Origin of the sequence: Rubrivivax sp. JA1026, from assembly GCF_011065555.1 — a bacterium.
Classification (GTDB): Bacteria; Pseudomonadota; Gammaproteobacteria; order Burkholderiales; family Burkholderiaceae_C; genus Rubrivivax; species Rubrivivax benzoatilyticus.
Map to the genome: position 1 here is coordinate 429413 of NZ_JAALCQ010000001.1, position 20191 is coordinate 449603.

At 71.2% G+C, this 20191-nt stretch carries 21 protein-coding genes and 1 tRNA gene; 11 read left to right on the forward strand and 11 right to left on the reverse strand.

Annotated elements, in window-relative coordinates; genetic code table 11:
• Positions 1-52: 52 nt before the first annotated feature.
• Positions 53-412: an ATP-dependent Clp protease adapter ClpS gene (clpS, locus tag G5B56_RS01975; protein WP_029718462.1), complete on the forward strand. Its 360-nt coding sequence runs from the start codon at positions 53-55 to the stop codon at positions 410-412.
• Complete coding sequence (gene clpA, locus G5B56_RS01980; RefSeq protein ID WP_164962150.1) at positions 409-2721, forward strand: ATP-dependent Clp protease ATP-binding subunit ClpA; 2313 nt, start codon at positions 409-411, stop codon at positions 2719-2721. Before clpS ends, clpA begins: the two co-directional genes overlap by 4 nt.
• A gap of 18 nt (positions 2722-2739) precedes the next feature.
• Here the strand turns inward: clpA and G5B56_RS01985 are convergent, their stop codons facing one another.
• From G5B56_RS01985 to G5B56_RS02005, 5 genes are all read right to left on the reverse strand, one after another.
• Entirely contained in the window at positions 2740-3525 is a 786-nt protein-coding gene (locus tag G5B56_RS01985) for a zinc-dependent peptidase (RefSeq protein ID WP_009857301.1), read from the reverse strand.
• Positions 3525-4331 carry a UDP-2,3-diacylglucosamine diphosphatase gene (locus G5B56_RS01990; RefSeq protein WP_009857302.1) on the reverse strand — a complete coding sequence of 269 codons (807 nt, stop codon included), beginning with the start codon at positions 4329-4331 and terminating at the stop codon, positions 3525-3527. The genes G5B56_RS01985 and G5B56_RS01990 overlap by 1 nt, the downstream gene beginning before the upstream one ends.
• A complete protein-coding gene (locus G5B56_RS01995) occupies positions 4331-4831 on the reverse strand; it encodes a peptidylprolyl isomerase (protein WP_009857303.1) in 501 nt (166 codons plus the stop codon). Before G5B56_RS01995 ends, G5B56_RS01990 begins: the two co-directional genes overlap by 1 nt.
• A gap of 1 nt (position 4832) precedes the next feature.
• Complete coding sequence (locus tag G5B56_RS02000; RefSeq protein WP_009857304.1) at positions 4833-5396, reverse strand: peptidylprolyl isomerase; 564 nt, start codon at positions 5394-5396, stop codon at positions 4833-4835.
• A 68-nt stretch (positions 5397-5464) separates the two neighbouring features.
• Complete coding sequence (locus G5B56_RS02005; RefSeq protein ID WP_009857305.1) at positions 5465-5965, reverse strand: tetratricopeptide repeat protein; 501 nt, start codon at positions 5963-5965, stop codon at positions 5465-5467.
• A 92-nt stretch (positions 5966-6057) separates the two neighbouring features.
• Here G5B56_RS02005 and cysS point away from each other — a divergent pair, with 92 nt between their 5' ends.
• The 8 genes from cysS to G5B56_RS02045 all read left to right on the forward strand — a co-directional run bounded on the left by cysS (position 6058) and on the right by G5B56_RS02045 (position 12740).
• Entirely contained in the window at positions 6058-7431 is a 1374-nt protein-coding gene (gene cysS, locus G5B56_RS02010) for a cysteine--tRNA ligase (RefSeq protein WP_164962151.1), read from the forward strand.
• Between the two features lie 5 nt (positions 7432-7436).
• Positions 7437-8093, forward strand: coding sequence for a DNA-3-methyladenine glycosylase (locus G5B56_RS02015; protein ID WP_164962152.1), 657 nt, complete (start codon positions 7437-7439; stop codon positions 8091-8093).
• Positions 8094-8259: 166 nt separating this feature from the next.
• On the forward strand, positions 8260-9231 hold the full coding sequence (locus G5B56_RS02020; RefSeq protein ID WP_164962153.1) for an acetyl-CoA carboxylase carboxyltransferase subunit alpha: 972 nt from the start codon (positions 8260-8262) through the stop codon (positions 9229-9231).
• Between the two features lie 2 nt (positions 9232-9233).
• The gene (gene tilS, locus G5B56_RS02025; protein WP_164962154.1) at positions 9234-10523 is read left to right on the forward strand and encodes a tRNA lysidine(34) synthetase TilS; all 1290 of its coding nucleotides are present in this window, start codon (positions 9234-9236) and stop codon (positions 10521-10523) included.
• A 75-nt stretch (positions 10524-10598) separates the two neighbouring features.
• Positions 10599-11873, forward strand: a complete 1275-nt coding sequence (locus tag G5B56_RS02030; protein WP_009857310.1) for an aspartate kinase — start codon at positions 10599-10601, stop codon at positions 11871-11873.
• Positions 11874-11913: 40 nt separating this feature from the next.
• A tRNA-Ser gene (locus G5B56_RS02035) sits at positions 11914-12006 on the forward strand.
• Positions 12007-12174: 168 nt separating this feature from the next.
• Positions 12175-12426 (forward strand): type II toxin-antitoxin system ParD family antitoxin, encoded by a 252-nt coding sequence (locus tag G5B56_RS02040; RefSeq protein ID WP_009857311.1) that lies wholly within the window; start codon positions 12175-12177, stop codon positions 12424-12426.
• Positions 12423-12740, forward strand: a complete 318-nt coding sequence (locus G5B56_RS02045) for a type II toxin-antitoxin system RelE/ParE family toxin (RefSeq protein ID WP_029718464.1) — start codon at positions 12423-12425, stop codon at positions 12738-12740. Before G5B56_RS02040 ends, G5B56_RS02045 begins: the two co-directional genes overlap by 4 nt.
• Before the next feature lie 211 nt (positions 12741-12951).
• Here G5B56_RS02045 and G5B56_RS02050 read toward each other — a convergent pair whose 3' ends face one another.
• From G5B56_RS02050 to G5B56_RS02075, 6 genes are all read right to left on the reverse strand, one after another.
• Entirely contained in the window at positions 12952-13914 is a 963-nt protein-coding gene (locus G5B56_RS02050) for a universal stress protein (RefSeq protein ID WP_164962155.1), read from the reverse strand.
• A 303-nt stretch (positions 13915-14217) separates the two neighbouring features.
• Complete coding sequence (locus G5B56_RS02055; protein ID WP_009857314.1) at positions 14218-14841, reverse strand: hypothetical protein; 624 nt, start codon at positions 14839-14841, stop codon at positions 14218-14220.
• A complete protein-coding gene (locus tag G5B56_RS02060) occupies positions 14838-15710 on the reverse strand; it encodes a hypothetical protein (protein ID WP_164962156.1) in 873 nt (290 codons plus the stop codon). The genes G5B56_RS02055 and G5B56_RS02060 overlap by 4 nt, the downstream gene beginning before the upstream one ends.
• 170 nt (positions 15711-15880) lie before the next feature.
• Entirely contained in the window at positions 15881-16060 is a 180-nt protein-coding gene (locus tag G5B56_RS02065; RefSeq protein WP_164962157.1) for a hypothetical protein, read from the reverse strand.
• 63 nt (positions 16061-16123) lie between these two features.
• Positions 16124-18862, reverse strand: a complete 2739-nt coding sequence (locus G5B56_RS02070; RefSeq protein ID WP_164962158.1) for a phosphoenolpyruvate carboxylase — start codon at positions 18860-18862, stop codon at positions 16124-16126.
• 74 nt (positions 18863-18936) lie between these two features.
• Positions 18937-19302 carry a FlxA-like family protein gene (locus G5B56_RS02075; RefSeq protein WP_009857317.1) on the reverse strand — a complete coding sequence of 122 codons (366 nt, stop codon included), beginning with the start codon at positions 19300-19302 and terminating at the stop codon, positions 18937-18939.
• A gap of 170 nt (positions 19303-19472) precedes the next feature.
• On the opposite strand from G5B56_RS02075, the gene G5B56_RS02080 reads away from it, so the two are divergent.
• Complete coding sequence (locus G5B56_RS02080) at positions 19473-19958, forward strand: hypothetical protein (RefSeq protein ID WP_164962159.1); 486 nt, start codon at positions 19473-19475, stop codon at positions 19956-19958.
• Positions 19959-20191 lie beyond the last annotated feature (233 nt).

Sequence of the window (20191 nt, forward strand, 5' to 3'; positions counted from 1 at the left end):
GTCATGCAAAGTTGCCGTGAGCAGGCCCGGACAAGGTCGATAGAATGAATTCATGCCCGACGATCCGTCCGTCCCTCCGGTGAAGCCGCCGCCCCTGCCTGGCCAGGATGGTGGCGCGGGCGGCGCTGTCGTCGCCGAGCGCAAGGCGCAACGCGTCAAGCCGCCGAGCCTGTACCAGGTGGTGCTGCTCAACGACGACTACACGCCGATGGAGTTCGTCGTGATGGTGCTGCAGCACTACTTCCAGCGTGATCTGGACACGGCCACGCACATCATGCTGAAGATCCACCACGAGGGTCGTGGTGTGTGCGGGGTTTACCCGAAGGACGTTGCCGCGACGAAGGTCGAACTGGTGCTCGCCGCGGCCCGCCGCGACGGTCACCCGCTTCAGTGCATTATGGAGGCCGCATGATTGCGCAAGAACTGGAAGTCAGCCTGCACATGGCGTTCGTCGAAGCGCGCCAGCAGCGGCATGAATTCATCACCGTCGAGCACCTGCTGATGGCGCTGCTCGACAACCCGTCGGCCGCCGAGGTGCTGCGTGCCTGTGCAGCCAACATCGAGGACCTGCGCAAGAGCCTGGCGACGTTCATCAAGGAGAACACGCCGACGGTCTCGGGCAGCGAGGAAGTCGACACCCAGCCGACTCTCGGTTTTCAGCGCGTGATCCAGCGCGCGATCATGCACGTGCAGAGCACGGGCAGCGGCAAGAAGGAAGTCACCGGTGCCAACGTGCTGGTGGCGATCTTCGGCGAGAAGGACTCGCATGCCGTCTACTACCTGCACCAGCAGGGCGTGACGCGCCTGGATGTCGTCAATTTCATCGCCCACGGCATCAAGAAGAGCGACCCGCCGGAGCCGGCCAAGTCCAGCGACAACTCCCCGGGCGGCGGCGAGGGCGAGCGTGACGAGGCTGGAGGCGAAGGCAAGGGCTCGCCGCTCGAGCAGTTCACGCAGAACCTCAACGCGCTGGCGCTGGCCGGCAAGATCGACCCGCTGATCGGCCGCGAGCAGGAGGTCGAGCGTGTCATCCAGGTCCTCTGTCGTCGGCGCAAGAACAACCCGCTGCTGGTCGGCGAGGCCGGCGTCGGCAAGACGGCGATCGCCGAAGGCCTGGCCTGGCGCATCACCGAGAAGGACGTGCCCGAGGTGCTGGCGGACTCCACCGTCTACGCGCTCGACATGGGCGCGTTGCTGGCCGGCACCAAGTACCGCGGCGATTTCGAGCAGCGCCTGAAGGGCGTGCTCAAGCAACTGAAGGACCAGCCGAGCGCGATCCTCTTCATCGACGAGATCCACACGCTGATCGGTGCCGGTGCGGCGTCGGGTGGCACGCTGGACGCCAGCAACCTGCTCAAGCCCGCGCTGTCCAGCGGCTCGATGAAGTGCATCGGCGCCACCACCTTCACCGAGTACCGCGGCATCTTCGAGAAGGACGCGGCGCTGTCGCGGCGCTTCCAGAAGGTCGACGTCGTCGAGCCGTCGGTCGAGCAGACGATCGAGATCCTGAAGGGCTTGAAGTCGCGCTTCGAGGATCACCACAACGTCAAGTACGCGCTCGGCGCGCTGCAGGCCGCGGCCGAACTGTCGGCCAAGTACATCAACGACCGCCACCTGCCCGACAAGGCGATCGACGTCATCGACGAGGCCGGTGCCGCGCAGCGCATCCTGCCCAAGAGCAAGCAGAAGAAGACCATCACGCGGGCCGAGGTCGAGGACATCGTCGCCAAGATCGCGCGCATTCCGCCGGCCTCGGTGTCCAGCGACGACCGCGACAAGCTGAAGACGCTGGAACGCGATCTGAAGAGTGTGGTCTTCGGCCAGGATCCGTCGATCGAGGCGCTGGCCTCGGCGATCAAGATGGCGCGTTCCGGCCTGGGCAAGCCCGACAAGCCGATCGGCTCGTTCCTGTTCAGCGGCCCCACCGGCGTCGGCAAGACCGAGGTCGCCAAGCAGCTGGCCTACATCCTGGGCATCGAGCTGATCCGTTTCGACATGTCGGAGTACATGGAGCGCCACGCGGTCAGCCGGCTGATCGGCGCGCCTCCGGGCTACGTCGGCTTCGATCAAGGCGGCCTGCTGACCGAGGCGGTGACGAAGAAGCCGCACGCGGTGCTGCTGCTCGACGAGATCGAGAAGGCGCACCCGGATGTCTTCAACGTGCTGCTGCAGGTCATGGACCACGGCACGCTGACCGACAACAACGGGCGCAAGGCCGACTTCCGCAACGTGATCATCATCATGACCACGAACGCGGGTGCCGAGACGATGAACAAGTCGACGATCGGCTTCACGACCCGGCGCGAGCAGGGCGACGAGATGGCCGACATCAAGCGGTTGTTCACGCCCGAGTTCCGCAACCGCCTCGACGCGATCGTGTCCTTCCGCGCGCTGGACGAGGAGATCATCCTGCGCGTCGTCGACAAGTTCCTGCTGCAGCTGGAGAGCCAGCTCGCCGAGAAGAAGGTCGAGGTCACCTTCACCGACAAGCTGCGCCGGCACCTGTCGAAGAAGGGCTTCGACCCGCTGATGGGCGCGCGGCCGATGCAGCGCCTGATCCAGGACATGATCCGCCGCGCGCTGGCCGACGAACTGCTGTTCGGCCGCCTGGTCGACGGCGGCCGCCTGACCGTCGACCTCGACGACAAGGACGAGGTGCTGCTGGACATCCAGCCGCCCAAGCGCAGCGACAAGCCGCGCACCGAAGCGACGCCGGCCTGAGGCCGCGCTCGTGTCCGATCAGGCGGCCTCGGCCGCCGGGTCCTGCCGGTAGTAGCGAACGAACACCCCGTACAACACGGGGTGTTCTTTTTTCATCGCCTCGGGGGCGACGAAGAAGGCTTCGCTGGCGACGGCGAAGAATTCGTCGGGCGATTGCGCGCCGTACGGGTCCAGCGCGGTGTCCTCCTCGGCGTCCACGCGGCGGCAGAAGGCCTCGTAGTCGGCATCCAGCACGGCGACCCACTCGCTGCGCGGCAGATCGTGCGGCAGCAGCGGCACGCCGTCGGCGACCCCGTCGGCCATGTCGAGCACGTGGGCGAACTCGTGGATGACGACGTTGTAGGCGTCGGCGGCGCTGCGGCCGGCGGCACGCACGTCCTGCCAGGACAGCATCACCGGGCCGCCTTCCATCGCCTCGCCGGACAGCAGTTCGTCGTACTCGTGCACGACGCCGTCCTCGTCGACGGTGGAGCGGCGCGCGACGACCTGGTCCGGGTGCAGCACGATGCCGACGAAGCCGTCGTAGGCCTCGAGCCCCAGGCGCAGGACCGGCAGGCAGGCCTGCGCTGCGACCGCGACCGCGACGTGGTCGGTCAGGCGCACGCCGGGCTGGGCGCTGAACTCCTTGCGGTCCAGGAAAAGGCTGGTCAGGCGGCGCAGTGCGGCCGCGGTCTCGGGATCACGGCGCTTCAGGAACGGGTAGCGCCCCAGCGTGCGTTTCCACAGATCGTCGGGGATCGGCCGGCGCGCGACCGCGGCGTCGTCGCGGCGTTCGCGCAGCCGCCCCAGCAGGCGCTGCCACATCAGGCGCCGGCCGCCGTGGCCGGCGGAACACGTTGGAAACCGTCGCGCGTCAGGCGCAGCACCTCGGCACGCGGGGCGCGAGCATCGTCCAGATCCCAGTCGGTGAGCACGTGGCGGCGGTAGCCCGGGGCCAGCGTTTCGCTGCCCGGGCGATGGGTGTGGCCGTGCACCAGTTCGGCGGCGCCGACGGCATGCATCCAGGCCACCGCCGTGGCGGCGTCGACGTCGGCATGACGCGAGGCGTCGTCCTGGCGTGCCTCGCTGCGGCGGCGGATGTCGGCGGCGATCGCCAGCCGTTCGTCCAGCGGCCGCGAGAGGAAGTCACGCTGCCAGCGCTCGTCGCGCACCAGGGCGCGGAAGGCGAGGTAGTCGCGGTCTTGCAGGCACAGCGCGTCGCCGTGCATCAGCAGCACACGCCGTCCCCAGGCGTCGAGCAGTGTCGGGTCGGCCAGGCCCATGACGCCGGTTTCGCGCAGCAGGCGCGCGCCGACCAGGAAGTCGCGGTTGCCGGCCATGAACGCGATGCCCCGGCGGCTGGCCGCCTCGGCAAGAACGTCGGCGCAGCCGGCCTCGAACGGCCGCTGCCGCACGTCGTCCCCGACCCAGGTCTCGAACAGGTCGCCGAGGATGAACACCGCGTCGGCGGGGGTGTGCAGCAGGTGAGCGCGCCAGGCTTCGACGGTGCGCGGCAGCGACGGCGCGAGGTGGATGTCGGAGATGAGGTCGATCGTGCGCCACTCGCGCGGCGCCTCGAACTCGAAGAACGCGGGCAGCGCCGCCACGCCTTCGGCGCTGCCGTCGGACATCAGGCGACCTCGGTGGCGCGGTCGATGCGCACGTCTTCCAGCGGCACGTCGTCGTGGTAGCCCTTGCGGCCGGTGCGAACACGCTCGATCAGGTCGACGACCTCGGTGCCCGACACGACCTTGCCGAACACGGCATAGCCCCAGCCGTCCTGGGCGCGGTCGTTGTCGAGGAAGCCGTTGTCGTTGGTGTTGATGAAGAACTGGGCGCTCGCCGAGTGCGGGTCGGAGGTGCGCGCCATCGCCAGCGTGTAGCGCAGGTTGCGCAGGCCGTTCTTGGCTTCGTTCTCGATGCCGGCGCCGGTGGGCTTCTGCTTCATGCCCGGCTCGAAACCGCCGCCCTGGATCATGAAGCCCTTGATGACGCGGTGGAAGATCGTGCCGTCGTAGTGGCCCTTCTTCACGTAGTCGAGGAAGTTGGCCACCGTCACCGGGGCGCGTTCGTCGTCGAGCTCGATGACGATCGTGCCGGCGGTGGTCTCGAACTGCACTTGTTTGCTCATGTCATTTCTCCAGGGTGGCCTTGCGGATGATCACCGGCGTGACCGGCACGTTCTGGTGCGGGCCCGACGATGTGGTGGGCGTCGCGACGATCTTGTCGACGACGTCCATGCCCGCGGTCACGCGGCCGAAGACGGCGTAGCCGTTGCCGTCGCGTGCGTTGGGCTGGTCGAGGAAGCTGTTGTCCGCGACGTTGATGAAGAACTGCGCGGTCGCCGAGTCGGGCACCATCGTGCGCGCCATCGCCAGCGTGCCGCGGGCGTTGGACAGGCCGTTGCGGCTTTCCAGCGCGATCGGCTTGCGCGTCGGCTTCTCCTTCAGGTCGGGCTTCATGCCGCCGCCCTGGACCATGAAGCCCGGGATCACGCGGTGGAAGATGGTGCCGTCGTAGTGGCCGGCCTTGACGTACTGGACGAAGTTGTCGACGGTCTTCGGCGCCTTGGCGGCGTCGAGTTCGACGACGATGTCACCGGCGCTGGTGGCCAGGCGCACGGTCTGCGCGAAGGCGGGCACGGAGGCCAGCGCCGCGGCGGCGGCGAAGGCGAACAGCTTGGCGTGGCGGAGCATGGAAGGCCTCGATTTCGGGGTGCGCGGAGTCTAGCGGCGCCGGCCGGAGCCGGTGGCGGGGCCCGGGATCAGCGGGGGGTCGCCGCCAGTTCGCGGGCGATGCGGATGCGCTGCGCGAGCCCCGGGTCGCCCGGCGACGCGGCGTCGGCCGCCTCCCAGGACTGCAGGGCCAGACGCAGCAGCACGTCGCCGAGGTTGCGGCGCGCGAGGCGGTGCGACGGGTCGTTGCGCAGCGCGGTCTCGAGCGCGACGCGTGCCTCGTCCAGCCGCCCGGCGCGGGCATGCAGCAGGCCCAGGTTGTTGTAGGGCTCGGGCAGTTCCGGGTAGTCCTGGGTCATGCGCTCGAAGGCCTCGAGCGCCTGGGCGTCGCGCCCCAGGTCCATCAGCGCGACGGCGCGCGTGAAGCGCAGCGCCGCGTCGTTCGGGCGCTGGGCCAGCGCCGTCTCGGCGCGCGCCAGCGCCGCCTCGGGCTGGCCGCCTTGAAGCAGCCGCTGGGCCTCGCTCGACTCGTCGGCGTGCGCGAGGGCGGCGGCGCTCAGCGCGAGCGCGGCGATCAGGACACGAAGCATCGGCGGCAGGGGGTCTGGAGGGCAGGCCGCGAAGGTCGGCCCGCTATACTGAAAGATTGTATCGGCGCGCCCCACCGAAGAATTCCGACTGCATGACGCTCCGCCTCCACAACACCCTGACGCGCCGCCTCGAGACCTTCGTTCCCCTCGAGCCCGGCCGTGTGCGCATGTACGTGTGCGGCATCACGGTGTACGACCTGTGCCACATGGGGCACGCGCGGATGAACCTGGCGTTCGACGTCGTCTACCGCTGGCTGAAGGCCAGCGGCTACGAGGTCACCTACGTCCGCAACATCACCGACATCGACGACAAGATCATCCGCCGCGCGCTCGAGCGCGGCGTCGGCATCCGCGCGCTGACCGACGAGATGGTCGCGGCGATGCATCGCGACTTTGCCGCGCTCGGCCTGGAGCCGCCGACGCACGAGCCGCGCGCCACCGAGTTCGTGCCGCAGATGCTCGACATCATCGGCCGGCTCGAGCGCAACGGCCTGGCCTACCGCGCTGAAGACGGCGACGTGAACTTCGCCGTGCGGCGTTTCCCCGGCTACGGCAAGCTCTCGGGCAAGTCGCTCGACGAACTGCGGGCCGGCGAGCGTGTCGCGGTGGCCGGTGGCAAGGAAGACCCGCTGGACTTCGTGCTCTGGAAGTCGGCCAAGCCCGAGGAGCCGGCCGAAGCGAAGTGGGACAGCCCCTTCGGCGCCGGGCGCCCGGGCTGGCACATCGAGTGCTCGGCGATGAGCTGCGCGCTGCTGGGCGAGCGTTTCGACCTGCACGGCGGCGGCATGGACCTGCAGTTCCCGCACCACGAGAACGAGATCGCGCAGAGCGAGGGCGCCTTCGGTCATCCGTTCGTCAACTACTGGCTGCACAACGGCTTCCTCAACGTCGACAACGAGAAGATGTCCAAGAGCCTGGGCAACTTCTTCACCATCGCCGACGTGCTGAAGAAGTTCGACGGCGAGACGGTGCGTTTCTTCATGCTGCGCACGCACTACCGCAGCCCGTTCAACTTCGCCGACTCGCTGCTCGACGAAGCGCGTGCCGCGCTGCGCCGTCTCTACACCGCGCTGGACGGTGCCGACGCCGTGGCCGGCGAGGTCGACTGGAGCGACCCGCGCGCCGCTGCCTTCAAGGCGGCGATGGACGACGACTTCAACACGCCGGGGGCGCTGGCGGTGCTGTTCGAGCTGGCCAACGAGTTCAACCGCAGCCGCGACGCGGCGACGGCCCGGCTGCTCGTGTCGCTGGGCGCCGTGCTCGGCATCCTGCAGCAGGCGCCGCGCGCCTTCCTGCAGGCCGGTACCGGTGTCGACGATGCCGAGATCGCGCGCCAGATCGAGGCGCGTGCCACGGCCAAGCGCGAGCGCCGCTTCGCCGATGCCGACCGCATCCGTGCCGAACTCGCTGCGCAGGGCGTCGAGCTGAAGGACACGCCTCAGGGCACGACCTGGGTGAGGGCCTGATCCGGATGTCGCCTCGCGATCAGATCCTTGCCGTCACGCCGGCTTATTGGGACGACGCCTGCCGCCACCTGTCGCGCCGCGACCGGGTGATGAAGAAGCTGATCCCGCGTTTCGGCGAGGCCCGGCTGGAGAGCCGCGGTGACGCCTTCACGACACTGGCGCGTTCGATCGTCGGCCAGCAGATCTCGGTGAAGGCCGCGCAGTCGGTGTGGAACAAGTTCGCCGCGCTCGTGGACGGCCCGGCGACGCACCTCGCGCCGCAGGCCGTCAATGCGCTGGACCCGCTGACGATGCGTGCCGCCGGGCTGTCGGCGCGCAAGACCGAGTACCTGCTCGACCTGGCGCGCCACTTCGTCGACGGCACGGTGCACGTCGCCGACTGGCAGCAGATGGACGACGAGGCGATCATCGCCGAGCTCGTCGCGATCCGCGGCATCGGCCGCTGGACGGCCGAGATGTTCCTGATCTTCCACCTGATGCGTCCGAACGTCCTGCCGCTGGACGACCTCGGCCTGTTGAAGGGCATCAGCCTCAACTACTTCAGCGGCGAGCCGGTGTCGCGTGCCGAGGCGCGCGAGGTCGGCGAGGCGTGGGCGCCGTACCGCTCGGTGGCCACTTGGTATATTTGGCGGAGCCTGGATCCGCTCCCAGTAAGTTACTAGGTCCCCCCGTAGCGCCTTCGGCGCTGCCTTGCAGTCCGCGCCGGGCCGGTGGCCCGGCTCCTCGCCAGGCACAATTCGTCCGCCGGACGAGTCGTGTCCGGGCTCGGCCCCCAGGGGGCTGCGCAAGCGGCAGCTTGATGGGATCGTCAGACCGCGAGATCAACGCATGAGCAAACGCCATTTCCTCGAGTTCGAGCAGCCGATCGCCGAGCTGGAATCCAAGATCGACGAGCTGCGCTTCGTGCAGAACGAGTCCGCGGTCGACATCTCGGAGGAGATCGACCGTCTGGCCGACAAGAGCGTGCAGCTCACCAAGGAGATCTACTCCAGCCTGACACCGTGGCAGGTCACGCAGATCGCGCGCCATCCGCAGCGGCCGTACACGCTGGACTACGTCGCCGAGATCTTCACCGACTTCCAGGAACTGCACGGCGACCGCCACTACGCCGACGACCAGTCGATCGTCGGCGGCATGGCGCGCTTCAACGGCAACGCCTGCATGGTCATCGGCCACCAGAAGGGCCGCGACACCAAGGAGCGCACCGCGCGCAACTTCGGCATGTCGCGCCCCGAGGGCTACCGCAAGGCGCTGCGCCTGATGCAGCTGGCCGAGAAGTTCGGCCTGCCGGTCTTCACCTTCGTCGACACGCCGGGCGCCTACCCGGGCATCGGTGCCGAGGAGCGCAACCAGTCCGAGGCCATCGGCCGCAACATCTTCGAGATGGCGCGCCTGGAGGTGCCGATCATCACGACGATCATCGGCGAAGGCGGCTCCGGCGGCGCGCTGGCGATCAGCGTCGCCGACCAGGTGCTGATGCTGCAGTACTCGGTGTACTCGGTGATCTCGCCCGAAGGCTGCGCCTCCATCCTCTGGAAGACCGCCGAGCGGGCCTCAGAGGCTGCCGAGGCGCTGGGCATCACCGCCCACCGCCTGAAGGCGCTGGGCCTGGTCGACAAGATCGTCAACGAGCCGGTCGGCGGTGCGCACCGCGATCCGAAGTGGATGGCGGCGCAGCTCAAGCGCGGCCTCAACGACGCGCTGCGTCAGGTCGTCGACCTGAAGCCGAAGGAGCTGCTGGACCGCCGCTACGAGCGCCTGCAGTCCTACGGCCGCTTCAGCGACACCAAGGAGCGCTGACCTTGCCCGCCGCGGTGGCGGTGGCCGCCAGCGGCGGCCGCGACTCCACCGCGCTGCTGCACGCCACGGCCCGCGCCGCGCGTGAACTCGGCGTCGAGGTGCATGCACTGCACGTGCACCACGGCCTCGTCGCTTCTGCCGACACCTGGCTCGTCCAGTTGCGTGCGCAGTGCGCGCGCTGGGCGCGTGCCGGCCTGCCGGTGCACTTCCATGCGACGCGCCTGGCCGGCTCCCCGGCGCGCGGCGAAAGCGTCGAGGCCTGGGCGCGGCGCGAGCGTTACGCCGCGCTGGCGGCGATGGCCCAGGCCGCCGGCTGCGATCTGGTGCTGCTGGCCCAGCACCGCCGCGACCAGGCCGAGACGCTGCTGCTGCAGGCGCTGCGCGGCGGCGGTGCCGAGGCGCTGGCGGCGATGCCGCGCCGCGCCGAGCGCGACGGTCTCGTCTGGGCGCGTCCCTGGCTGGACCGTCCGCGCGAGGAGATCGAGGCCTATCTGCGCCGCCACCGGCTGCGCTGGCTCGACGACGAAAGCAATGACGACGAGGCCTTCGCGCGCAACCGTCTGCGCCGCCAGGTCTGGCCGGCGCTGCTGGCGGCTTTCCCCGAGGCCGAGCAGCAGCTCGCCGCGTCGGCCCGCCGCGCCGCAGAAGCGGCCGCGGCGCTGAAGGTGCTGGCCGACATCGAGCTCTCCGCGCTGGCTGAAGACGACGGCCCGCTGGACGTCGCTGGCTGGCGCGGGCTGCCCGAGACGCACCGCGCGCCGGTGCTGCGCCGCTGGCTGCAGTCGGTGCTCGCCCGGCCGGTGCCCGAGTCGCTGGTGCGGCGCCTGGCCGACGAACTGCCGGCCGCGGCCAGCGCGCGCTGGCCGGCGCCCGGCGGCGAGCTGCGGCTGCACGACGCGCGGCTGGTGTACGTGCCACCGCAGGCGGCCGAGGCCGTGGCGCCCGAGTCCGTGGCGCTGGACCTGTCGTCGCCGCGTTTCGTCGAGCTGCCGTCCTGGGGCGGCGTGCTCGAGGTGAAGGCCGTCGCCGAGGGCGGCGTCTCGCCGTCGTGGCTGCGCGCCGCCGAGTTGCGAGCACGCCAGGGCGGCGAGTCCTTCCAGGCCGCGCCGCGTGCGACGCCACGCGCGCTGAAGAAGCAGTTCCAGGCCCGGCGCGTCGCCGCCTGGGACCGCGCCGGGCCGCTGGTCTTCAGCGGCGAGCAACTCGTCTTCGTGCCCGGCCTGGGCATCGACGCACGTTGCCGCGCCGCGGCCGGCGAGGCGCAGCTGGCGCTGTTCTGGCGGCCGGCCTGAATCCGGCGTCATCTTCCCGCAAGGGAAGGACCGCGCGGCCCGCTAAAATCACGGGTTTTCGCTCGTTACCGATCCATGGGACTGATCGTTCACAAATACGGCGGCACGTCGATGGGCTCGACCGAGCGCATCCGCAACGTCGCCAAGCGCGTGGCCAAGTGGGCCCGCGCCGGCCACCAGATGATCGTCGTGCCGTCCGCGATGAGCGGCGAGACGAACCGCCTGCTGGGCCTGGCCAGGGAACTGCAACCGGCCACGATGACGCCCGAGGCGCTGCGTGAGCTCGACGCCATCGCCGCCACCGGCGAACAGGTCTCGGTCGGCCTGCTGGCGCTGGCGCTGCAGGCCGAGGGCCTGCCGGCGGTCAGCTACTCGGGCTGGCAGGTGCCGGTGCACACCGACACCGCCTACACCAAGGCGCGCATCAGCAGCATCGAGGACGAGCGCGTGCGCGCCGATCTCGCCGCCGGCAAGGTGGTCATCATCACCGGCTTCCAGGGCATCGACGACCTGGGCAACGTGACGACGCTGGGCCGCGGCGGCAGCGACACCTCGGCGGTGGCCGTGGCCGCGGCGCTGAAGGCCGACGAGTGCCTGATCTACACCGACGTCGACGGCGTCTACACCACCGACCCGCGCATCGTGCCCGAGGCGCGCCGCCTGGCGACCATCAGCTTCGAGGAAATGCTCGAGATGGCCAGCCTCGGCTCCAAGGTGCTGCAGATCCGCTCGGTCGAGTTCGCCGGCAAGTACCGCGTGCCGCTGCGCGTGCTGTCCAGCTTCACGCCCTGGGACATCGACATCGCCGAAGAAGCCCGCTCGGGAACGCTGATCACTTTCGAGGAAGACGAGAAGATGGAACAAGCCGTCGTGTCCGGCATCGCGTTCACGCGCGACGAGGCCAAGATCACCGTGATGGGCGTGCCCGACAAGCCCGGCATCGCCTACCAGATCCTCGGCCCGGTGGCCGACGCCAACATCGACATCGACGTCATCATCCAGAACGTCTCGCACGACGGGAAGACCGACTTCTCGTTCACCGTCAACCGCGGCGACTACCCGCGCGCGATGGACCTGCTGAAGAACCAGGTCGCCCCGGCCACCGGCGCGGCCGAGGTCATCGGCGACCCGAAGATCTGCAAGGTGTCGATCGTCGGCATCGGCATGCGCAGCCACGTCGGCGTCGCCAGCTCGATGTTCCGTGCCCTGTCCGAAGAGGGCATCAACATCATGATGATCAGCACCAGCGAGATCAAGACGAGCGTCGTGATCGCCGAGAAGTACATGGAGCTGGCGGTGCGCGCGCTGCACAAGGCCTTCGATCTCGACCAGCCTGCAGAGGGTGCTTAAAAAATCTTGAAAAGTGCGGCTAGAATGCCGCCTCTTCGCCGGAGTCGTGACCGAGTGGCCGAAGGTGCTCCCCTGCTAAGGGAGTATGTGGGCAAAACCTGCATCGAGGGTTCGAATCCCTCCGACTCCGCCAAGCGAACAAACGCAGCCTGAACAAGGCTGCAACGAGAAAGCCGCCAAGTCGCAAGACCTGGCGGCTTTTTTCTTTCCCGCGAGCTTGTTGCGGATGACGTGGCGCCCCTCGCATCAGGCGCAAGGCCTCCATGTTGACAACTGTTGATAGTGCGCCGACGATGCGTCCATGAGCAGCAACACCATGAGCTTCGCTCTGCCGGAAGCGATGCGGCAGTACGTGGATCAGCGCGTGCGCTCGGGGCAGTTCGGCAACACGAGCGAGTACCTGCGGGAGCTGATCCGCCGCGACCAGGAGGAGCAGGCCAAGAAGCGGCTGCGTGAACTGATCGAGGAAGGTCTGAGCTCCGGGCGCGGCGAGGTGTTGACCGCAGAGCGGGCGCTCGAGCTGCGGCGTCGAGCGCTGGGTGACTCGCGTTGAAGCCCGCGAGGCTTCGTCCGCGCGCGGAGCTTGATCTTGTCGAGGTGGCCGGGCACTACGCTCGGGAAGGCGGCCGCGCTCGCGGCGAGCGCGTCTTCGACGCGGCACTGGAGGCACTCGTTCCGATCCAGCGGATGCCGGGGCTGGGGTCGCCGCGCCTGGGCCTGCTGTGCGAGATCCCGGAGCTCCGTTCGTGGCGGGCGGCCGGATTTCCGCTGCAGTGGCTCTACCTCGAGGCCGAGGACCACGTCGACGTCGTTCGCCTGCTCGGCGACCGGCAAGACATCATCGCGATACTGGGCGGCGACGGCTGAACGCCTGGACAGGGACGGTCGGGCCGTGCGTGTGGGGACGCCCGGCGGGAGCGGCCAAGAACCTCGAAAAGTCACTTGCCGGCATCGTCATTCGGCTCTCTCCGACTCCGCCAAACGACCGAGCGTCGCCTGATCAAGGCCGCAAAGAGAAAGCCGCCAAGTCGCGAGACCTGGCGGCTTTTTTCCTGGCGGCGCGCCGCCGGCCGGATTGCTAACGGCCGATCTGCGCGTCTTCCGTCAGCGGCGAGCCGACCGGCACGACGAGCACGTCGTGCGGCGAGGCGCGCAGCACGCTGCGCGTGACGCTGCCCAGCAGCGCGTCCAGCCACGGCGCCTCGGTCGAGCGGCCCACCACCACCAGCATGCCGCCCTCGGCCGGGCGGCGCACGAGGATCTCGGCGGCGACGTCGTCGCCCAGCGCCAGCATCACGCGCAGGCGATCGGTCTGCGGCTGCAGCGTGTCGGCGACACGCTGCAGCTGCGCGGCGCGGCGCCGCAGGTCCAGCTCCAGCCAGCGCAGCCCGTCCTCGCCGTGGCGCAGCTTGCCCGGCCGCCACTGGCGCAGCACGTGCAGCAGCGCCAGCTCGCCGTCGCCGGCCAGCGCGGCGGCCCAGCGCGCCACGCGCTCGGGCTCGGCCTGCAGGTCGACGGCGGCCAGCGCCTGCCGGTACGGCAGCCCGCAGGGCTCGTTGACGACCAGCAGCGGCACCGGCAGCACGCCGGCCAGCCGCACGGCCGGGTTGGGCCGCCAGAACGACGCCAGGCCGTCGGAGCGCCGGTTGGCCGTCACGACGAGGTCGGTACCGTCCAGCTGGCCCAGCACCTCTCGCAGCCCGTGCATCGGCGTGTCGCCGAGTTCGACCGGGACCTGGCTGCGCCGTGCCGCGCGGCGGGCCATGCGGCTCAGGCGGGCCCGCAGCAGGCCGTCGGAGATGTCGCCGCGGGCGGCCCAGCCCAGCAGCCGCAGCCTCGCGCCGTGCGCCGCGGCGAGGCCGGCGGCACGCTGCAGCGCGGTCTCGGATGCCTCGGACAGCTCGCCGAGCACGGTGATCGAGCGCAGCGCGACCGGCCAGCGTGCGCCGGCGGCGGCAGTAACGGGTTCCGGGCCCGGGGACGGGGCACGGGCGAAGTCGAGCGCGCTGGCGCGGCGCTCGGCGATATCGGCGGATGGCATCGGCGACTCCCTCGACGGCGCGGCCGGCTGGCCGCGGGACGCACGGTCCGGCCCGGCGATAGAGGTGTGCTGAAGCTGAGGTGGAGGGCTATCGCCGGGCCCGGGGAAGTGCTGCCGGGGTCCAGGGCTCCCGGACGCGGCACCTGCGCGCCGTCGGGGCGCCACGCTCCGCGGCACCGCGCGCAGTGGCGGCGGCGAAGGCGGGGCGGGCAGGCGAGACCATGGCGCCAGTATCGGCCGAGGGGGCGCGCGCGGGCAACGCATGCCCGCGCGCCGCGTGCCGGATTGGCGCCGCCACCGGCTTCATTCCGGCGGGTGCAGCAGGCCGGCCTCGGCGGCCAGCCGGGCCTCGTCCCAGCCGCGGCCCAGCAGCAGCATGCGGGTGTGCAGCTCGTCGTGCAGCGCCGGGTCGACACGCTCGCCCAGCGCACGCAGCTCGCGGTCGCGCAGCTGCACGTAGCGCAACGGGTAGTGCCGCGCCAGATGCCGCCACAGCGCGTGCGCACCGGCCGACTGGCGGGCGCCGGTGATCAGGCAGCAGCCCGCGTCCAGGCTGCGGCGATAGACCGCGGTCGCCAGACCGCGGCGGCGGTAGCCGGCGCGGTACTTGGAGTGCGGCGCACGCAGATGGCGGTCGGCGCGTGTGTCCAGCTCGATCAGGCGGTTGAACACCGTGTAGCCGGCCAGCCGCTGGCGCACGACGTCCTCGACGTAGACGTAGAGCTCGCCGTCGGCCTCGCGCCAGTGCAGGCGGAAGCCCGGCTGTGCCGCCGGCTCGCTGGCGATGCCGTTCAGCGTGTCGCCGGGCCGGCGCAGGCGGCGCTGCAGCGTGTCGAGCTCCTGCTCCAGCCGGGCCTCGTCGGGGTCGACGTCGATGCGCAGCTCCAGCCGCGGCCAAGGCGGCCAGACGGCCAAGGCGGCGCTCATGCGCCCTCCGCCGCCGGCAACCAGGCACCGCTGCGCAGCTCGCCGGGCCGGGTGCGCGAGACCACGCGCCCGCAGGACGACCACGCTTCGCGGCGCACGCTGGAGCCGGCGTGCACGCCGTAGCCGTCGCCGCTGCGCACCTCGCCGCCGGCGACCAGGCTCTCGCCGGCGCGGATCGCGCCCTCGGCGACGATGTCGCCGCCGGCCACCACGCCCCAGCCGGCGTCCAGGTGCACGCCGCTGCGCACGTCGCCCGCGGCCTGCACGCCGTGGCCGACCTTCAGCCCTTCGCCGCAGACGACGTGGCCGCCGGCGCGCAGGCTCTTGCCGCAGTCGGCGTGGCCGCCGACCTCCAGGTCGCCGGCGACGACCAGCGTGCCGCCGACCGTCAGCGCGCCGACGCAGCCCAGGTCGCCCTGCACACGCAGGTCGCCGCGGCAGACCAGGCTGCCGTGGGCCTCGACGCTCCAGCCGGCGACGAGGTCGCCGCCGCAGCGCAGCCGCTCGGCCTGCAGGCCGCCGCCGCAGCGCAGGTCGGCGTCGACGACGAGCAGCGTGCCGGCGCGCACGCCGCCGCCGGCGCTCAGCGAGCCGCCGACACGCAGCACGGTGTCGACGTCGACGCCGTGGCGCACCTGCAGCGAGCCGGGGAAGGCGTAGGCCGGGGCCGACAGCTCGTCGAGCACGCGCACCGTGTCGACCGGGCCGAAGCGGTCGATCAGCCAGCAGGCGTCGTCGACGCGGCCGTCGTCGACCAGCGCGTCGATGACCTTCAGGTATTCGGCGGCGCTGGTGAAGCGCCGGGCGAACCAGCGGTAGCCGCTGGCGCAGGAACGTTTGGCCCGCAGGGCCGTCGTGGAGATCTCCATCTGCACAACCTCGTGTCGAGGCACGCGGCGGCGCCGCGTGCGAACGGGGGGAGGTCGGGAGGCGGCCCCGGCGCACGCGGGCGTGCGGAGGCTGTTGGCGGGCGCCATGCGCCCCTCGACCTGCGGTCTCGATGCAGGGCAGGGCCCTGCCGGCCCGCCGTGCGTGGACTTCAGGCCTGGACGGTGGGCTGAAGTCCGCGCACGGCCGCGGAGGGCACGGCCGGAGATCCGTAGGAGCGCAGCGCCGCCAGCGCGCGGCCGACGCGCATCGCGCCCGGCGCCAGGCCCACGAGCGCACCGGCCGGGAGGCAGGCACGGTACGGGCGGCGGTTGGGGGTGGCGGAAGGCATCGGAGGGGCGCGGGCGCTGTTGGCCCCGCCATTATCGGCCCTGCGCGCCGCCGGCGCCCCGCGTCAGCCGGTCGACCCCAGCCCGCCGGCGATCGCGTTGACCGTCAGCAGCAGCTGCGGCGCCAGCGTCGCGGCCTCGGCCGGGTCGCGCTCGCGCGCGGCGCGCCAGCGGCGCAGCAGCGCGAGCTGCTGGCGGTGCAGCACACGCAGCCCTTCGGCGCGCACCTGCACCATGGCGTGGATGTTGGGCCGCCGCTCGGCCAGCGGCGCGCCGTACAGGCGCTCGAGCAGGCGGCCGGTGCGCTCGTGCTCGCCGACGATGGCCCTCATCATCGTCTCGCACAGCGCCGCGTCGTCGACCAGCGCCGCATACCAGCCCATCACCTCGCGGTCGGTGGTCGCCAGGCTGGTGGCGGCGTTGCTCAGCACGTAGTGCAGCGGCGCCCAGGCGACGAGCTCGCGCTCCAGCGCCGCGAAGGCCGCCGGGTCCTCGGCGAGCAGCCGCTCCAGCGCGCTGCCCACGCCGTACCAGCCCGGCAGCAGGAAACGCGACTGGTTCCAGCTGAACACCCAGGGGATGGCGCGCAGGTCGGCCAGCGTCGCCTGGCCGCTGCGCCGCGACGGCCGCGAGCCGATGCGGCTCTCCTCCAGCGCGTCCACCGGCGTGGCCTGGCGGAAGAAGGCGAGGAAGCCCTCGGCGCCGACGAGCGCCCGGTAGCTGTCGCGGCTCCAGGCAGCCAGCCGGTCCATCGTCGCCTCCAGCGGGTGCACACCGGCCGGCGCGTGGCGGTCCAGCAGCAGGCTGCGCGCGGTGCCGGCCAGCAGCAGCTCCTGGTGGTAGGCCGCGGTGACGCCGTCGGCGTACTTCTGGGCGATGACCTCGCCCTGTTCGGTCAGGCGCAGGTCGCCACCCAGCGCGCCAGCGGGCATGGCCTTCAGGAAGCGGTGCGTCGGGCCGGCGCCGCGGCTGATCGTGCCGCCGCGGCCGTGGAAGAAGCGGATGCGCACGCCGCGCTGCCGTCCGACCTCGGTCATCGCCGCCTGCGCGCGGTACAGCGCCCAGAAGCTGGCCAGCAGGCCGCCGTCCTTGTTGCTGTCGCTGTAGCCGACCATCACCTGCTGCACCGGCTGCGGCTCGCCGGCCAGGCGCTGCTGCAGCGCCAGGCTGCGCCGCGTGACCGGGTGGTCCAGCAGCTCGCCGAGGATGGCCGGGCTGCGCTGCAGGTCCTCGATGGTCTCGAACAGCGGCACCACCGGGATCGGGCAGGCCGGGCCCTCGGGCGTGTCGACGAGCAGGCCGACCTCGCGCGCGAACAGGTGCAGCACCAGCAGGTCGGCGGTGCTGCGCGTCATGCTGACGATCAGCGCGCCGATGCCGGCCGGGCCGTGGGCCCGGAACTCCTCGTCCAGCACGCGGTAGCAGTCGAGCACGGCGTCGGCCTCGGCGCCGAGACCGGCACCGCTGCGCGCCCGCGTGAACGGCCGCGGCGACGCCAGCTCCGCGTCCAGCAGCGCGCGCCGGCGCGTCTCGTCCCAGTCGACCACCCGGTGCTCGGCGAACCCGGCGGCGGCCAGCAGCTGGCCCAGCGCCAGGTCGTGGAAGCGGCTGTTCTGGCGCACGTCCAGCGTCGCGAGGTGGAAGCCGAAGGTCGCCAGCGTGCGCCGCAGCGGCGCCACCGCCTGCTCGGCGATGCGCCGCGCGCCGACCGCGTGCAGCGAATCCTCGAGCAGCGCCAGGTCGGCGTCGAGTTCGGCCGGGCCGGCGTAACCCGCGCCGCCGGCCGGCAGCCGCGCCAGCATCAGGTTCACCCACTGGCGCCAGGGTTCGTTGGGGTTGCGCTTCAGCGCCGCGGCGCCCGCCTCGCCGAGCGCTGCGGCGTTGGCTTCGACGCGGGCCAGCAGCGCGGCCGGCGGCGCTTGCAGGCGGTCGGACAGGCTCAGCCGGCGCACCAGCGCCTGCAACTGCTCGCGCAGCAGGTCCAGCGCCTGGGCGCGCAGCTCGGCGAAGCTCGTGCGCGTGACCACGGCCGTGACCAGCGGATGGCCGTCGCGGTCGCCGCCCACCCAGGTGCCGTAGACGAAACGCGGCAGCGCGTCGGCGCCACCCAGCAGCGCGGTGTCCAGCCCGGCGTCGTGCCAGGCCTGGCGCAGGCGCAGGTCGGTCTGCGGCTGCACCGCCGGGAACACCGAGCGCAGGTAGTGCAGGACGTTGCGCCGCTCGGAGGCCAGGTCGGGCTTCTCCAGGAAGATCTCGCCGGTGCGCCACAAGGTCATCAGCAGCGCCAGGATCTGCTCGCGGATCGCGGCCTGCTCCGGCGGCGTCCAGCCCGGCCGGGCGCGCTGCTCCAGCAGCCTGTCCAGCGTGCGGTGGTGTTCCAGCACGGTGGCGCGCTTGGCCTCGGTCGGGTGGGCGGTCAGCACGATCTCCACACGCAGCTCGCGCAGCGCCGCGGCGATCGCCGGTGCCGGCACGCCGCGGTTGCGCAGCTGCGCCAGCGTGTCGCCCCACAGTGCCGGCAGCGCGGCCAGCCCGCGTTCGCATTCGACGCCGCGCCGGAAACGTGCCGCCGCGCGCTGCTCCACCATGCCCAGCAGCTGGAAGGCGATCGACAGCGCCTGCACCAGGCGTTCGGCGGGCAGGTCCTCGGGCACCGCCGCCGCGGCCTCGTCCGCCCAGGGCAGCGCCTGCGCCAGCGCCGGTTCGCCGGCTTCGTGCAGCACCTCGCGCAGCCCGGCCATCACGTAGCGAAGCTCTTCGGCGAAGGCCGCGGGATCGATCGTCAGCTGGCTGTTCAGGCTCATCGGGCGTCCTTGTCCGCAACTCGGTGCCGCCGAGTATGCGGGCCGCCCTTCGAGGGGATTTGCCGCGTGCCCGGTCAGGCCACCGCGATCAGCGACGAGGTGGCGGTGCTGCTGCCGGGCCGTGCCGCCGCGGCGGCGTCTTCGGTGCCCGGGACGCGGGCCTGCCCGTCGCCGCGGCCCTGCGCCTGGCGTCGTTGCGCCTGCTCGGCCTGCTGGCGGTACAGCTCGGCGAGCTGCGCCTGCACGGCCTCGATGCGCGCCTGCAGCAGCTCGCTCTGCTTCTGCTTGTCCTTGGCCGGCAGCTCCGAGTGCACGACCTCCTGCTGCTGCTTGGACAGCGTCGTGATCTGCTTGAGCAGCGCCTGGATGCGCGACTTCAGCGAGGCATCGGAACTGCCGCTGCCGGCGCTGGCGGTCACCGTGGACATCTGGACGTTCATCGTGCCCTCCCCGGGGCCCGGCTCTCGCTGCCATTCGTCATGCCCGGTTATCGGCCTTCAGGCGCCGGAACTGAAATCGCGCCACAGGCTGCCGCTGTCACGATTTGACACGAATCGCCGGGAATACTCGCGCCACGGGCTGCTCTCCGCCGGTCCGCCTGCCCCACGCCATGGAACGCAAAGGCCGCCGCTGGCGCAAGACCGATTTGTCGCGCCGTTTGTTGAACGACCGCGCCGCCATGCCGCCGGCCTGGCGCATGTGGCTGATCACCGTCGACGGCCGGCGCAGCGAAACCGAGCTGCTGACCCTGGCCGCCGGCCTGGGCCTGGACGGCTGCGCGTTGATCGAACGCCTGGCCGCCGACGGCTGGATCGCCGACGCCGCGCCTGCCGCGCCGCCGCCGGCCGACACCACGCCCGCGCGCCGGCGCCTGGCCGCGGCGCGCATGTTCGCCATCGACCTGGCGGCGCGCATGCTGGCCGGGCGCGACGCCGAGCTGCGTGAATCCTGGCGCGAGGTGCAGGACGAAGCCTCGTTCGAGCGCTGGCTGGGCGACTGCGCCGGGCGCATCGCCGAAGTCGCCGGGCAGGACCGTGCGGCGCTTTTCGTGCAGCGCGTCGAAGGCGTGCTGGCCGAACCCGAGGTCGTTGCCTGAATCTCCTCGCAGATTTTCATGGCAATTTCATGACGATATCTTGAAGGTTTCTTTTGGTGCCCTTCATGTCGCCTGAACATGACTCTTTGATGACCTCCGGGGCGATATTTCAGCTGTTTTCTTGAGTTTCGCTGATTAACTTCCTAGGGGTTTTCGCCGATATTCCTGGCGTTTTCCCGACGACCGGCCGCGCGGCCGGCTGCCATGACCTCGTTTCCTGATTCCGTCGTCCC

Coding starts and splice junctions, on each gene's coding strand:
- G5B56_RS02040 (WP_009857311.1), top strand. CDS start 12,175: ATGAGCAGCAACACCATGAGCTTCGCTCTGCCGGAAGCGATGCGGCAG.
- G5B56_RS01990 (WP_009857302.1), bottom strand. CDS start 4,331: ATGTCCGACGGCAGCGCCGAAGGCGTGGCGGCGCTGCCCGCGTTCTTC.
- G5B56_RS01985 (WP_009857301.1), bottom strand. CDS start 3,525: ATGTGGCAGCGCCTGCTGGGGCGGCTGCGCGAACGCCGCGACGACGCC.
- G5B56_RS02055 (WP_009857314.1), bottom strand. CDS start 14,841: ATGAGCGCCGCCTTGGCCGTCTGGCCGCCTTGGCCGCGGCTGGAGCTG.
- clpA (WP_164962150.1), top strand. CDS start 409: ATGATTGCGCAAGAACTGGAAGTCAGCCTGCACATGGCGTTCGTCGAA.
- G5B56_RS02075 (WP_009857317.1), bottom strand. CDS start 19,302: ATGAACGTCCAGATGTCCACGGTGACCGCCAGCGCCGGCAGCGGCAGT.
- G5B56_RS02050 (WP_164962155.1), bottom strand. CDS start 13,914: ATGCCATCCGCCGATATCGCCGAGCGCCGCGCCAGCGCGCTCGACTTC.
- cysS (WP_164962151.1), top strand. CDS start 6,058: ATGACGCTCCGCCTCCACAACACCCTGACGCGCCGCCTCGAGACCTTC.
- clpS (WP_029718462.1), top strand. CDS start 53: ATGCCCGACGATCCGTCCGTCCCTCCGGTGAAGCCGCCGCCCCTGCCT.
- G5B56_RS02020 (WP_164962153.1), top strand. CDS start 8,260: ATGAGCAAACGCCATTTCCTCGAGTTCGAGCAGCCGATCGCCGAGCTG.
- G5B56_RS02005 (WP_009857305.1), bottom strand. CDS start 5,965: ATGCTTCGTGTCCTGATCGCCGCGCTCGCGCTGAGCGCCGCCGCCCTC.
- G5B56_RS02070 (WP_164962158.1), bottom strand. CDS start 18,862: ATGAGCCTGAACAGCCAGCTGACGATCGATCCCGCGGCCTTCGCCGAA.
- G5B56_RS02015 (WP_164962152.1), top strand. CDS start 7,437: ATGTCGCCTCGCGATCAGATCCTTGCCGTCACGCCGGCTTATTGGGAC.
- G5B56_RS01995 (WP_009857303.1), bottom strand. CDS start 4,831: ATGAGCAAACAAGTGCAGTTCGAGACCACCGCCGGCACGATCGTCATC.
- G5B56_RS02065 (WP_164962157.1), bottom strand. CDS start 16,060: ATGCCTTCCGCCACCCCCAACCGCCGCCCGTACCGTGCCTGCCTCCCG.
- G5B56_RS02030 (WP_009857310.1), top strand. CDS start 10,599: ATGGGACTGATCGTTCACAAATACGGCGGCACGTCGATGGGCTCGACC.
- G5B56_RS02000 (WP_009857304.1), bottom strand. CDS start 5,396: ATGCTCCGCCACGCCAAGCTGTTCGCCTTCGCCGCCGCCGCGGCGCTG.
- G5B56_RS02060 (WP_164962156.1), bottom strand. CDS start 15,710: ATGGAGATCTCCACGACGGCCCTGCGGGCCAAACGTTCCTGCGCCAGC.
- G5B56_RS02080 (WP_164962159.1), top strand. CDS start 19,473: ATGGAACGCAAAGGCCGCCGCTGGCGCAAGACCGATTTGTCGCGCCGT.